The organism is Burkholderia sp. KL41, assembly GCF_057005415.2.
The window spans coordinates 640,350-653,771 of record NZ_CM189268.1; the positions used below are offsets into that span (position 1 = coordinate 640,350).

The 13,422-nt window shown below is 66.7% G+C and carries 12 protein-coding genes; 3 read left to right on the plus strand and 9 right to left on the minus strand.

What is annotated here, in order from left to right; genetic code table 11:
- Nucleotides 1–28: 28 nt before the first annotated feature.
- The 5 genes from PQB87_RS36890 to PQB87_RS36910 form a co-directional block, all read right to left on the minus strand.
- Entirely contained in the window at nt 29–919 is an 891-nt protein-coding gene (locus PQB87_RS36890) for a transporter substrate-binding domain-containing protein (RefSeq protein WP_217445044.1), read from the minus strand.
- 864 nt (nt 920–1,783) lie between these two features.
- Nucleotides 1,784–2,230: a DoxX family protein gene (locus PQB87_RS36895; protein ID WP_489245138.1), complete on the minus strand. Its 447-nt coding sequence runs from the start codon at nt 2,228–2,230 to the stop codon at nt 1,784–1,786.
- 1 nt (nt 2,231) lies between these two features.
- Nucleotides 2,232–4,124, minus strand: a complete 1,893-nt coding sequence (locus PQB87_RS36900) for an amidohydrolase (RefSeq protein WP_111940939.1) — start codon at nt 4,122–4,124, stop codon at nt 2,232–2,234.
- Nucleotides 4,125–4,143: 19 nt separating this feature from the next.
- Nucleotides 4,144–4,311: a DUF1427 family protein gene (locus PQB87_RS36905; RefSeq protein WP_048027666.1), complete on the minus strand. Its 168-nt coding sequence runs from the start codon at nt 4,309–4,311 to the stop codon at nt 4,144–4,146.
- A 169-nt stretch (nt 4,312–4,480) separates the two neighbouring features.
- On the minus strand, nt 4,481–5,167 hold the full coding sequence (locus tag PQB87_RS36910; RefSeq protein ID WP_027792645.1) for a hydrolase: 687 nt from the start codon (nt 5,165–5,167) through the stop codon (nt 4,481–4,483).
- 310 nt (nt 5,168–5,477) lie between these two features.
- Between PQB87_RS36910 and PQB87_RS36915 the strand changes: the two genes are divergently transcribed.
- Both PQB87_RS36915 and PQB87_RS36920 read left to right on the plus strand, forming a co-directional pair.
- Nucleotides 5,478–5,759, plus strand: coding sequence for a XapX domain-containing protein (locus PQB87_RS36915; protein WP_059687817.1), 282 nt, complete (start codon nt 5,478–5,480; stop codon nt 5,757–5,759).
- Nucleotides 5,760–5,874: 115 nt separating this feature from the next.
- A complete protein-coding gene (locus PQB87_RS36920; protein ID WP_059687816.1) occupies nt 5,875–6,783 on the plus strand; it encodes a LysR family transcriptional regulator in 909 nt (302 codons plus the stop codon).
- 52 nt (nt 6,784–6,835) lie between these two features.
- Here PQB87_RS36920 and PQB87_RS36925 read toward each other — a convergent pair whose 3' ends face one another.
- Both PQB87_RS36925 and PQB87_RS36930 read right to left on the minus strand, forming a co-directional pair.
- Nucleotides 6,836–8,299 (minus strand): mechanosensitive ion channel family protein, encoded by a 1,464-nt coding sequence (locus tag PQB87_RS36925; RefSeq protein WP_301863703.1) that lies wholly within the window; start codon nt 8,297–8,299, stop codon nt 6,836–6,838.
- A 360-nt stretch (nt 8,300–8,659) separates the two neighbouring features.
- A complete protein-coding gene (locus PQB87_RS36930; protein WP_060062875.1) occupies nt 8,660–10,453 on the minus strand; it encodes an ATP-binding protein in 1,794 nt (597 codons plus the stop codon).
- Between the two features lie 503 nt (nt 10,454–10,956).
- On the opposite strand from PQB87_RS36930, the gene PQB87_RS36935 reads away from it, so the two are divergent.
- Complete coding sequence (locus PQB87_RS36935; RefSeq protein ID WP_134319431.1) at nt 10,957–11,598, plus strand: HD domain-containing protein; 642 nt, start codon at nt 10,957–10,959, stop codon at nt 11,596–11,598.
- Nucleotides 11,599–11,650: 52 nt separating this feature from the next.
- Here the strand turns inward: PQB87_RS36935 and PQB87_RS36940 are convergent, their stop codons facing one another.
- Together PQB87_RS36940 and PQB87_RS36945 are read right to left on the minus strand one after the other, a co-directional pair.
- Nucleotides 11,651–12,472 carry an alpha/beta fold hydrolase gene (locus PQB87_RS36940; RefSeq protein WP_175935997.1) on the minus strand — a complete coding sequence of 274 codons (822 nt, stop codon included), beginning with the start codon at nt 12,470–12,472 and terminating at the stop codon, nt 11,651–11,653.
- A 70-nt stretch (nt 12,473–12,542) separates the two neighbouring features.
- Nucleotides 12,543–12,968 carry a DUF3331 domain-containing protein gene (locus PQB87_RS36945; protein ID WP_059687811.1) on the minus strand — a complete coding sequence of 142 codons (426 nt, stop codon included), beginning with the start codon at nt 12,966–12,968 and terminating at the stop codon, nt 12,543–12,545.
- Nucleotides 12,969–13,422: the final 454 nt, after the last annotated feature.

Here is a 13,422-nt window from a genome sequence, read left to right on the forward strand (position 1 = left end):
GCTCATGCAGCGGCGGCCGCGCGTGTGCTTACGGCGTGACGTCGGTCTTGAACCACTTGTCGGCGAGTTTCTTCACGGTGCCGTCCGCGAGTGCCGCGCCGATCGCCGCGTCGAACTTCGTCTTCAGGTCGGCATCCTGCTTGCGGAACGCGAGGCCCTCGCCCGGCCCCCAGATCGGGCCGCCGAGCTTCGGGCCCGCGAGCACGATCGACGCGTTCTCCTTCTTCCCGGTGTTCGCCGCGTAGTACGTGACGTCGTCGAACGATGCGTCGATGCGACCGGCGACGAGGTCGAGATCGCGCTCGGGCGACGTCTTGTATACGCGGATCGACGCGATGTCCTTGAAGCCGTCGTTGATGAACTTCGTATAGACGGTGCCCGACTGGATGCCGATCGTCTTGCCCTTCAACTGCTTGCGCAGCGCATCGACGGTCGCCTTGTCCGCATTCGCGTCGCCGGTCAGCTTGACGATTGGCGCGCCGGGCGCGGCCTTCGGCAGGATCTTCGTATCGGTGACGGCGAACGTCGCGGGGGTGGCCGCATACGGACGCGAGAACAGCAGGATCTTCTCGCGCTCCGGCGTGATCGAGATCGCATCCATCAGGATGTCGAACTTGCCGGCCTGCAGGCCCGGAATCATCCCGTCCCAGTCCTGCGCGACCATGTTGCACTGGACCTTGATCCGCTCGCACACGTTGGCGAGCAGCTCCGGTTCGAAGCCGCCGAGCTTGCCGCCCGGCAGCGTGAGGTTCCACGGCGCGTAGCCGCCTTCGAGCGCCACCGTCACCGTCTTCCATTCCTTTGCCTGCACCGGCGCGGCGAGGGTTGCCGCAGCCGCCGCGATCGCGCCGATCGTCCTGATTGCCCACTTGATGCGCTTGCCGTTCACGAGATTTCTCCTTGCGTTGAAGTTCGTCATCCCTTCGGTCTGCAAGACGCCTCAGGAATTTGTCTATACAAGCATGCAAGAAGAAAAACGGCCGGACAAGCGTTGATCAAAAAAAACCGCGTAAACGCGGGAAATCCCCTAAATACGGGGCTCTGACGCGCCTCTTTGCGGGGAATTCCGGCACGGATTTGGTGCAGGATGAATGGACAAATCGCTAGGATGACTAGACAAATTTTGAATTCGATCAGTCGACGCTTGCCGCGCGACATGCGGCGGCGGGCAACTCGACCTCGCGCAAATCGGGGCGCTGACCGGAACGCCGGTTCATGCTCGATCGATTGTTTCGGGCGCGGGTTTGGCCGGGATCGATGAGCCGCGGCGCCGCTTGCGCTGTCGGTCATCAGGAAGGCCGGCCTGGATCGTGGCCGCGTGCGCAGCCTGCAATGGGATCAGTGCGGCCGATGGGCCGGTGTTTGGGAGGGGGCGTGCCCCGTTGCTGACGTCAGTGCCGGATGCACGACGTTTCCCACATATTGGCAAGTACCGAAATCGCGCGGCACGGCGTGAAGACGAGCCGGGAAATGGTCTGACCATACGTCGGACGTCACCTGGAACACGCCCCTGATTCGACTTGCTGCCACTGTACGCGGCGACGAAGCTGTCGGTGAAACGGTCGAATTCCTCGGGCGGGCGGGCGCCGCGTACACGTGCGCCGTGTCGTCATGCGGCACGACCGCGAGCGTCGGTGCCGGTACGGCGACGGGTTTCGGCCGCGCCGCGAACGCCGTGCGTGCGGCACGGAAGCCGCCCGCCACCATCGGCGCCGGGCATGTCGAGCGAACGTGCCTCGTGACCGCCGCTCCTTCCTGTTGAAATCGTCTGGAGAACAGACGATCAGCTTCGACCGTCCCCTTCCCCGCTTCGCACGTCGCCGAGCATCGTGACGAGGACGAGCGCCGCGATCAGCCCGAGATGCTCGAAGAAGCTGTTGAGCGCCATGAAATGCGCGGCGCCCGTCTGGTTCCAGAAGTCGTTCGCCACCGCCATCGCGACGAGCGTCAGCATGCCGAGGCCGCCGGCGCCGAGCCACGTGAAGCGGCGAAACACGATGCACAGCGAACCGCCGATCTCGACGACGACCGCCAGTGCAGCCCACAACGCGGGCGGGTGCAAACCGAAATGCGCCTGCTCCGCGATTGCTGCGTCGAAGTGCATCGCCTTGTTGATCCCGCCGATCAGAAAGGCGGACACGAGTGCAAGTCGAACCAGCGCGCCGATCCACGGCTGCGCGAGCAGCATACGAATCCACGCGGGGCTGTACCGGCCGGTTGTCGTCGACATGTCAGACCGCCCAGCAGGAACAGCCGAACGCGCCCCAGAAGCCCTTCGCGTCCGACGTCGGCAATGTGCTGCCCCACGCGCTCGCGTGCGCATGCTGGTGCACGTTGCACGCATTCGCGCAGCCGCACATCGCGGCGGCCGCCGCCGCGCGTTGCAGCGGTGCGCCGCTGCGCTGCGTCGCGCCCCAGCCGCCGTAACCGCCGTACTCGCGCACCGGCGACCAGTCCGGCATCGCGGGCGGAATCGGCGCGTCATGCGACGCAAACGGGCCCGCGCCCCACACGATCCGGCCGCCGACCACCGTCAGCAACGCGGTCGTGCCCGCGATGTCGTCCTCGGCGCACGCGAAGAAGTCCCGATCCGGCACGACCACGTCGGCCAGCTGCCCGACCGCGATCCGCCCTTTCTTGCCGACTTCGTTCGAGAACCACGTCACGTATTCGGTCCACATGCGCAGCGCGGTCTCGCGATCGAGCAGGTTGCGCTGCGGATACATGCGCAAGCCACCGATCGTCTTGCCCGTCACGAGCCACGACAGCGACACCCACGGGTTGTACGACGCCACGCGCGTCGCGTCGGTGCCGGCCGACACCTTGAGGCCCTTCGACAGCATCTTCGCGACCGGCGGCGTCGCTTCGGCCGCCTGCGCGCCGTAGCGCTCGACGAAGTATTCGCCCTGGTACGCCATCCGGTGCTGCACCGCGATGCCGCCGCCCAGCGCCGCGATACGATCCATCGATTTTTCGGTGATGGTTTCCGCGTGATCGAAGAACCAGTTCAGCCCTTCGAGCGGGATGTCCTTGTTCACCTTCTCGAACACGTCGAGCGCGCGGCTGATCGTTTCGTCATACGTCGCATGCATGCGCCACGGCCAGCGGTTCTGCGCGAGCACGCGCACGACGCCCTCGAGATCGTCCTCCATCTGCGCCGGCAGGTCCGGACGCGCGACGCGGAAGTCCTCGAAGTCGGCCGCCGAGAACACCAGCATTTCGCCCGCGCCGTTGTTGCGGAAGTAGTCGGTGCCGTCGTGATACTTCGTGCTCTTGGTCCAGTTCACGAAGTCTTCCTTCTCGGCGTTCGGCTTCTGCGTGAACAGGTTGTACGCGATCCGGATCGTCATCTCGCCCGCGTCGTGCAGCTTGCGGATCACCTCGTAGTCGTCCGGATAGTTCTGCGAACCGCCGCCCGCGTCGATCACGCCGGTCACGCCGAGACGGTTCAGTTCGCGCATGAAGTGGCGCGTCGAGTTGTACTGGTATTCGAACGGCAGCTTCGGCCCCTTGGCGAGCGTCGCGTACAGGATCGTCGCGTTCGGGTTCGCGAGCAGCAGCCCGGTCGGGTTGCCCGCGGCATCGCGCAGGATCGTGCCGCCCGGCGGCTCCGGCGTGTCCTTCGTGTAGCCGACCACGCGCAGCGCGGCCGCGTTCAGCAGCGCGCGATCGTACAGGTGCAGGATGAACACCGGCGTATCGGGCGCGGCCGCGTTGAGTTCGTCGATCGTCGGCAGGCGCTTCTCGGCGAACTGGTGCTCGGTGAAGCCGCCGACCACGCGCACCCATTGCGGCGCGGGCGTGATCGCCACCTGCCGCTTGAGCATGTCCATTGCAAGCGCGAGCGACGGCACGCCGTCCCAGCGCAGTTCCATGTTGTAGTTCAGGCCGCCGCGAATCACGTGGCAGTGGTTGTCGATCAGGCCCGGCAGCGCGGCGCGGCCCCCGAGATCGACGACCTTCGTCGCGCGGCCCGCGAGCGGCATCACGTCCGCGTCGTGGCCGACCGCGGCGAAGCGGCCGTCCTTGATTGCGACGGCGGTCGCAACGGGGTTCGCGCGGTCGAGGGTCGTGAACCTTCCGTTGTGAAGGATCAGGTCCGGTTGGGACTCGGTTGCGGTCATGTGCGTCACCTCGTATCGATCAGAAGCCAAAAAGCTGTTTGACGGCGGGAATGGCCTGCACGCCGATCACCATGCCGAGCAACCCGACAAGGGCAATCAGCGGCGGCGCCGGAGAGCGAACCTTGATCACGCTGTAGATCACGCCGATCAGCAAACCCGCGCCAAGGGAAACCAGATAAGGTTCCATACGATCAATGTCCCGGTCAGGTTGAAATGCAGGCTCTACGTCCTGGAAAACAGGCGCGGGCGACGTCCGTGAAGCAGTCACGGCAGCCGCCCGCGATTTTCATGGAGCCGATGGCGCGTATTCGTGCAGGACACGCGGCATCGGCACGGGCAGTCGCAACTGCCCGCGATTACTTCGCCGGAACCGGCGGAATCGACTCGTGCGGCGTCGCCGTGCGCGGTGCAGCCTTGTGGACCATCGTGTACGCGTAGTCGACACCCATCCCGTACGCGCCCGAGTGTTCCTTCGCGATCGCCATCACCGCGTCATAGGTCTCGCGGTGCGCCCAGTCGCGCTGCCATTCGAGCAGCACCTGCTGCCAGGTCACCGGCACGACGCCGGCCTGCACCATCCGCTGCATCGCGAAGTCGTGCGCGTCCTTCGACGTGCCGCCCGACGCATCGGCGACCATGTAGATCTCGTAGTCGCCTTCGAGCATCGCGCAGAGCGCGAACGTCGTGTTGCAGACTTCCGTCCACAGGCCCGACACGACCACCTTCTTGCGGCCGTTCGCGGCCAGCGCGTCGCGCACCTTCTGGTCGTCCCACGAGTTCATCGACGTGCGTTCGAGCGTCTTCTGGTTCGGGAACACGTCGAGCAGTTCGGGGTAGGTGTAACCCGAGAAGCTGTCGCTCTCGACCGTCGTGATCGTGGTCGGGATGTTGAACACCTTCGCGGCCTTCGCGAGCCCGACGACGTTGTTCTTCAGCACCTGGCGATCGATCGACTGCACACCGAATGCCATCTGCGGCTGCTGGTCGATGAAGATGATCTGGCTGTTGTGGGGAGTGAGTACTTCAAGCTTCGGATTGCTCATGGCGGTCATATCCTTTGACGCGGGAAAAGAGAGAGCCAGCCTCACCGGCGAACCGGGAGGCGCCCACTGCGCTGTGACGGGAGGTTCGCCTACCAGCCGGTGTCATTCAACACGCGAATTCATCGTAGCGCCAATTAATCGATTTGATTAATAAAAACCCTAAATTCAGGCCTTAAAAGATCTTAAAAGCCCAGAATTAAATACGCACCTCCGGAGCAGACCTGCTACGCTCCAAATTGATTTTCCGATCATCGACCGATCGGTATTTATCCGTATTTTTCACACGGTTGTCATTTCCCTTATCCGAATCATGACGTCCTATATTGCATCGTTATTGGCCGGCATCCTCGCGGGCGCGGTCTACGCGCTGATCGGTGTTGCATCGCCGGCGCCGCCCACCGTCGCATTGGTCGGCCTGCTGGGCATCCTCGCCGGCGAACAGATCCTGCCGGTCGCACGCCGCGTGCTGTCCGGGATCCAGCTGAAAACCGCGTGGAGCGACGCGAAGTGCGGCCAGCACATGTTCGGCACGCTGCCCGGCGCGCAGGCCACCCGGGCCGCCGCGAAGAAAGGACCGTCGACACCGGCCTGACGCGCGCCGATCGAGGGCGCCCGGATCGCGTACGCGGCTGAATGGTCGCGAACCGTGTTGGAGCCGGGCGTGCTTGGCGATAACATGGCAGCCCGATGCCCCCGTGGAATTCATCATGAAGCTTTCATTCGAAGCGCTCGAGGCACTGGACGCGATCGACCGCACCGGCACGTTCGCCGAGGCCGCCGAGTTGCTGCACCGCGTACCGTCCGCGCTGACCTATCTTGTGCAAAAACTCGAAAGCGATCTCGGCGTCGCGCTGTTCGACCGCAGCGGACGCCGCGCGAAGCTCACGCACGCGGGACGCGTGGTCGTCGAGGAAGGCCGCCGGCTCCTGCATGCGGCCGAGCAGCTCGAACTGAAGGCGCAGCGCGCGCAGCAAGGCTGGGAAACCGAGGTGCGCATCTGCATCGACGAGATCCTGCCCTTCGAGGCAATGTGGCCATACGTGCATGCGTTCTACGGGCTCGAGATGGACACGCGGCTGCGCCTGTCCACCGAAGTCCTCGGCGGCACGTGGGATGCGCTGATTTCGCGGCGCGCGGATCTCGTCGTCGGTGCGACGGGCGAGCCGCCGGAACTGCCGGACATCGTCGCGCGACCGATCGGCTCGCTCCGGCACGTGTTCGCCGTCGCGCCCACCCATCCGCTCGCGGCATTGCCCGAACCGCTGTCGATGGCGTCCGTCGTCGAGTATCGCGGTGCCGTGATCAGCGATACGTCGCGCGAGCTGCAGCCGCGCTCGGTCGCGATCGATGCCGGGCAGCCGTATCTCGCGGTCCCCACCCTCGCCGCGAAACTGGCCGCGCAGTGCGAAGGGCTCGCGGTGGGCACGCTCCCGGATTGCATCGCGGCACGCGCGATCGAGCAGGGCAGGCTCGTCGCACGCGAGGTGACCGGCATGCGCGACACGACGCAGTGCTATCTCGCGTGGCGCGGCGACGAAGCCGGACGCGCGCTGCACTGGTGGGTCGACCAGCTCGCTCAACCCGATCTCGTCGACCGGTTTACCGCGCTCGTCTGATTCCACTGCCCGCGGCTCGCGTTGCCCCCCCGCCGCAGGCCACCGCCCCGCCTCAGCGGAACGAATCGTGCAGGCGCTTCATCTCCTTCTCGAGCCACTCGATCAGGTTGAACGACGCGTGCGCACTCGCGGCCGGCGGAATCATCATCTTCTCCTCGGTCGCGATGTGCTCGGACAGCGATTCGCACATCAGCCGCCCGAGTTCGGGCTTGCGCGCGATCAGCGGCGACAGGTCGCCGCTGCTCAGTTGAAACGCCGTCACCGTCGTCACCGCATGGACGCTCGCGTGCAGTTGCGTGCCGGCCAGCACGACGGACTGGCCGATCGCGTCGCCCGGCGCCATCCGCCTGACCTCGATGTCCCCCGCCGCGCCCGGCACGAACACCGACGCGACACCGGCCCCGACGATCGTCAGCAGGCGCGTATCGGCATTCGATGCATAGATCACGTCCCCTTTGTGGAACACGCGTGACGCGAGCGCATCGGCGAGCACCGCCAGATCGTCGTCGCCGAGTTGCCGGAAGAGTTCGACCGCGCGCAGCAGCCGTTGGCCGCGCGACACCGGCCGGTGCGTCGCGGCCGTCCCGCCGAGCGGGCGCAACGCGATGTCCGCGGCGGCCAGGTGCCGGTGGGCCAGGTCGTAGAGCTGGTTGCGCACGGCGATCTTCTTCTGCAGCGCATCGACGTAGCAGACGAGTTCGTATTCGACGGAATTGGTACGGAACGCCTTGACCACCGCAACCGGTGCGGGACGGGTCAGTACGTCCAGCGAGCTGGCGGCGGCGCGGTCGAGCGCATCGACGACGATGGCCGGCCGCACTTCCGGATCGATCTCGATCCTCAACGTCACGCCGTGCACGTTCTCGGGTTCGCTCAGGTTGACGATCGTCGTCTTCGCCGCCGTGCTGTTCGGCACGACGACCAGGTTGCCGAGGCCGTCGATCAGCTTGGTCGCGCGCCAGTTGCTTTCGACGATCCGCCCTTCCAGCTCGCCGATGGCCACCGTGTCGCCGAGCCGGAACGGCTGGGTGGTATTCAGCACGAGGCCGGAGAACACGTCGTTCAGCGTGTTCTGGACGGCCAGCCCGAGGATCACGGCCACCGCGCCCGACGTCGCGACCAGCCCGCTCAGCGGCAGGCCCAGCACGTAGCCGAGCGCGGCCACCGCGGCCGCGCCGAATACGGCGCCGGCGGCGATGTCGTGAAACAGCCGCTGGGTGCGCCACGCGCGCGGCAGCAGCAGGTGGTCGAGCATCAGGCTGAATACGAGCGCGCACTGCAGCCACCACGCGACCCCGATCACCTGGATCGCCAGCCGGTCGAGCCGGTCGGGCGACGGCGGCACCGCGAGCGGGCTCACGCCGGTCGCGAACAGCACATAGGTCAGCGCGGCGAACGACACGCAGCGCCCTATCGCCTTCGCCGTCGAACGGCCGGGCCCGAGCAACCGCCATGCGACGAGATCGACAATGACGATCGGTGCGCCGTAAGCAACCGTGGCGGAAAGGTTCAGCATGATGGAGCGGGCGGCAAGCGTGACACACGACGCGCGCGGAACCCGCGCACGCACATCGCCGACCGCCCGATCCGGCGTGTGGCCGCGGGCGGCGAATCGTGGCGCGAAAGGTCGGACTGGACAGGTTTCATGCGGTAGTCGTTCGATGACGCGCGAAGCCGCCGAGGCGGCACGTGTGGCCGCCGCCGCGCCACACCGGCATGCAGCGGCGCCGTGACCGCGCGACGCTGCAGCGCGAGCCGGTGGCCTGCCCGCCTGCCCGCGCATCGTCGACGGTCCGTGCGTCCAATGTAGACGCACCGGCCGGCCCGGTCATGTGTTCAAGCTGAAATGTTCTGAAGCCGCGACGGCCGCGCGCCGCTACGATTCGCGCGGCGGCAGCTCGCTCTCGCCCGTGTCGAACCCGAGCGCGTGCACGACCGACCACGCGTCGTCCGCGACCTGCGTCGATCCGGCGGTATGGGCAAGCGCGGCCGCATACGCTGCCAGCAGGCGCACGCGCGCGTCGTCGCGCGTGCGCGTCTCGTCCATGTCGCGCATCGAATCGAGCGCCGCGCGCGCGCGTTCGCGACATTCGTCGACCAGCGACAGGTCGAACAGGCATGGCACCGCCACGGCCGCCAGCGCGATGCCGATCTCCGCATCGCCGTTCGGCGAAAACGCCCAGTCGAGCGCCGCGCGCAGGTTGCCGAGCTCGCGCCGGATCACGTCGAGCCGCGATTCGGCGAGCGGCCCGCCGTCGTCTACCGGCGCGAGCCGGAACAGCGCATGGAAGTAGTTCGCGTGAGCGCGGGCGGCGGCCGCGCACTCGCCGTTGTTCTCGAGCTGCTGCAGCGCATACGCACGCGTCGTCGTCAGCAGACGGTAACGCGGTGCGCCGTGCGCGCTTTCGAGGCTCAGCAGCGACTTCGACACGAGGCCGGCGATCGTGTCGAGCAGGTCCGCATCGGCCAGCCGCGTGGCCCCGACGATCTCCCGCACAGCGTCGATCGAGAAGGTGTCGCGGAATACGCCGAGCCATCGCAACAGCAGGCGCTCCGCATCGCCGAGCAGACGGTAGCTCCAGTCGTACATCGCCTGCAGCGTCTGATGACGCGGCAACGCCGTGCGAAACCCGCCGGTCAGCAACCGGAAATGGTCGTCGAGATGCGCGGCCAGCACGTCGATGCCGAGCACGGCCGCGCGAGCCGCGGCCAGTTCGATCGCGAGCGGCAGGCCGTCGAGGCGCCGGCACACCGATGCCATCAGCGACACGCTGCGTTCGTCGAGCGGGAAACGCGGATCGGCGGCCTGCACACGCGCCGAGAACAGCTGCACCGCGCTCGCGCCCAGCGTTTCCGCATCGTCGGCACCTTCGCGCGGCACCTCGAGCGGCGGGATCGGACACAGCCGCTCGCCCTGGATACGCAGCGCCTCGCGGCTGGTCGCGAGGACGCGCAAGCCGGCGTCGGATTCGGTCAGCGCGCTCGCGATCCGCGCGGCCGCGTCGAGCAGATGCTCGCAATTGTCCAGCACCAGCAACATCCGGCGGTTCGCGACACTGGCCAGCACCGCCTCGAGCGTCAGCGATCCGGCCGGCTGCGCGATGCCGAACGCCGCCGCCAGCGCGTCGGGCACGAATTGCGGACAGGCGACGGTGGCCAGCGACACGAACGCGGCGCCGTCCGGAAAACTGGCTTCGGCGCGCATGGCCGCTTCGAGCGCAACCCGCGTCTTGCCGATGCCGCCCGCCCCGACCAGCGTGACGACGCGCGCGGTGTCGAGCGCCGCCAGCACCTCGGCGACGGTCTGCTCGCGGCCGACGAGCGCGGTCGGCGCGGCCGTCAGCCGCGACGTCACGGCGCGCACGGGGGCCGCGACTTCCGCCCGGCCGCCGACCAGCCGATAGCCGCGCCCCGGCACCGTCACGATCAGGTTGCGATCATCGGCGAGCGCCTTGCGCAACGCGGCGACGTGCACCTGCAGGTTGTTTTCCTCCACGACCGTGTGCGGCCACACACGCTGCATGATCTCGTCTTTCGAGACCAGGGCGCCGTTTGCCCGAATCAGGAGTTCGAGAATTTCGAATGCGCGACTGCCGATACGCAGCAGTTTGCCGTTCGAGCGAATTTCACGCCTGTCAAGAAATACGTGTAGCGTTCCAATTCGGATCATGAGAATTTTCAATCGATAGCGTGCATCGATGCCCTGTCAAAAATGACATCGATTGGACGCTCATGCTACGGCATTTGCCTCTTGAGATGATTCAAATTATCAGAAGCTATTGAGCAAATTTTTTGAATCGATGAAAACCACGATTTCCCCGGCGTCTCCGCGTGCGGGCGCCGCTGCCCCAGTGCGGTGCGGCATCCCGCGCTCACTGCACGCGAAACAGTGATTCATCCATGAATCTGTTTCGTAGGATAAAACCTGCGATTTGCCGGAATTAACTTCTTCGACTCATCAATTAAATATAACCGCACGCCGGATTTGCGGATAAGACCGGGTAAAAAAGACATGCCGGACGTGGTGTAACCGATTTCGCGGGCGGCGGTCGGTCGGATTTTCCGTTCATAACGATTCAGGCGCCGCTCAGGACATTCAGCGGCGCGGCGCGCAACGATGGGTCGATGGCGCCAGCGTCGAGCGACTTTCACCACGCCGTGAGGAACACGACCATGGGCAACCGTATCGCCGGCATCAGGATTCCCGACGCCCCGCTCGCACGGGACGCCGCCGACACCGTACGCGCGTGCGAACCGGAACTGCTGTTCCGGCACGCGATGCGCGTGTTCGCGTTTGCATCGATCATCGGGCTGCGTCGCGGCATCGCGTTCAACGCCGAGCTGTTGTACGTCGCCGCGCTGTTCCATCACTTCGGCTTGACGGAGCGCTACCGGCATTCGCGCCGGCGCTTCGAGATCGACGGCGCGAATGCGGCGCACGCATTCCTCCGAGGATACGGCGTCGCCGCCGACGACGCGGCGGAGGTCTGGCGCGCGATCGCGCTGCATGCGACGTTCGGGATCCACCCGTACATGACGCCGTTGACGGCGTTGCTCGGCGCCGGCGTCGAGACCGACCTCTTCGCGCATCACTTCGACGAGGTGAGCCTGTCCGAACGCGACGCGATCGTGCACGCATGGCCGCGCGGCCCGTGCTTCAAGGACCTGTTTCTCGAAGCGCTCGCCGCGGGCACCGCGCATCGCCCCGCTGCCGCGTTCGGCAACGTGTCCGCCGACGTGCTCGATCGTTGCGACCCGGACTATCGTCGGACGAATTTCTGCGGGCTGGTGCTCGGGTCGAAATGGGCGGAGTGAGCCGGCCGTCCGGCCGGGCTCGTGCGGCCACGTCACCGCCGCCATCGCCGGATCATGCGCGCGCGAACGCCAGCAGTTCGTCGTTCAGGCGTTGCGCATGCGTCAGGTACAACGCGTGCGGGCCGCCCTCGTAGATGCTCAGCGTCGCGTGCGGCACGCGCCGCGCCGTGACGGCACCCGTGAGCGCGAGCGGTGCCGTCTGGTCGTCGTCGCCGTGAATCACGAGCGTCGGCACGTCGAACTTGTCGAGATCCGCGCGGAAATCGGTTTCGGAAAACGCGCCGACGCAGTCGAGCGTCCCCTTCAACCCGGCCTGCAGCGCCATGAACGACGTCCAGTCGAGCGCGGCGCGCGAGATCGTCGAAGCGGCCCGGTTCGACCCGGTGAACAGCGGCCAGAATTGCTCGAGGAACGCCGCGCGATCGGCCACGATACCCGCGCGAATCCCGTCGAACACGGCGACGTCGACGCCGTCCGGATGATCGTCGCGCCGCGCGACCAGCGGCGTCACCGAGCCGATCAGCACGGCTTTCGCGATGTGCCGCGTGCCGTGCCGGCCGATGTAGCGGGCCACCTCGCCGCCGCCCATCGAGAAGCCGACGAGCGTCACGTCGTTCAGCCCGAGCGTATCGATCAGCGTCGCGAGATCGTCCGCCAGCGTGTCGTAGTCGTATCCGGTCCACGGCTGGCCGGAGCGGCCGAAGCCGCGCCGGTCGTAGGCGATGCCGCGCAGGCCGTTCGACGCGAGGTGATGCATCTGGACGTCCCACATGTCCGCGTTCAGCGGCCAGCCGTGAATGAACACGACCGGGCGCCCGGTGCCCCAGTCCTTGTAGTGAATCGACACGCCGTCGCGGGTCGTGAACGTGCTCATACGGATTCCTCAGTGGTGAAAAAGCGGCGCGCGCCGGCGTCGGCCGGCGGACGGGGTGCCGCGTCGGCCGTCACGACCGGGACAACCGGCCGATGAACCGGTCCATCTCGGCCGCGAGGATCACTTCCCGGTAGTTCGCGGGACGCTTGGCCCCGCGCCATTGCGGCTTGTAGATCGCGTCGCCGGGACGAATCGTCGTGCCGGTCAGCGCGCAGCGCGCGAGTGCGCGCGATTTCGCGCTGATCCAGCGCTGCTCGTCGTAGCGGCAGCGCGTCGGGTCGCTCCACGACACCAGGACCGACGAATCGGTCTGCCGCTCGGCGGCGATGATCGCGCAACGACGGCGCACGCCGCCGCTCGACGCGGCCGATGCGTCGTTGCAATGGCGGCGGCGCGCGGTGTCCGGGTCGCGCACAAGCGACGGCGCGCAATGGCGTGCGGCCGGCGACGGGTCGAGCAGCGTCATCACGTGCTCCCAGCGATCGAATGCGTCCATGGCAGATCCAGGCAGGTGAGGCGGGCCGGATGCCTTGCACCCGCCCGCTACGCGATCGTCATCCGCCGCGCGAGCCGGCACCGGCCCGCGACGGGATGACCTGACATTGACGATAGCGGGCCGCCGCTGAAGAGTCTTGATTCGAGACTTAATTTTTCTGGCCGGTGCGCGCACGCGTCGCGCGGCGTGCACCACATACGGCTTCACGAAAATTCAGCGCGATTTCAGTACAGCCCGCATGGCCGCGGGATAGGCTCCTGTCGGCTTTCGTTCACGACGTTCGCGCGCCGGCCTGCGCGCGGCCGCTCGAACGCACGCCGGCTGCCCGCTGGATTGCCGCCTGCGGGCAGATCCGAACCCACCATCCAACGCGGCATCGATATACCGCACGTTCAAGGAGACTTCATGCGTCCCGCAGATACCGACGCCGTTCCCTCGGCACGCCGCCGAGACA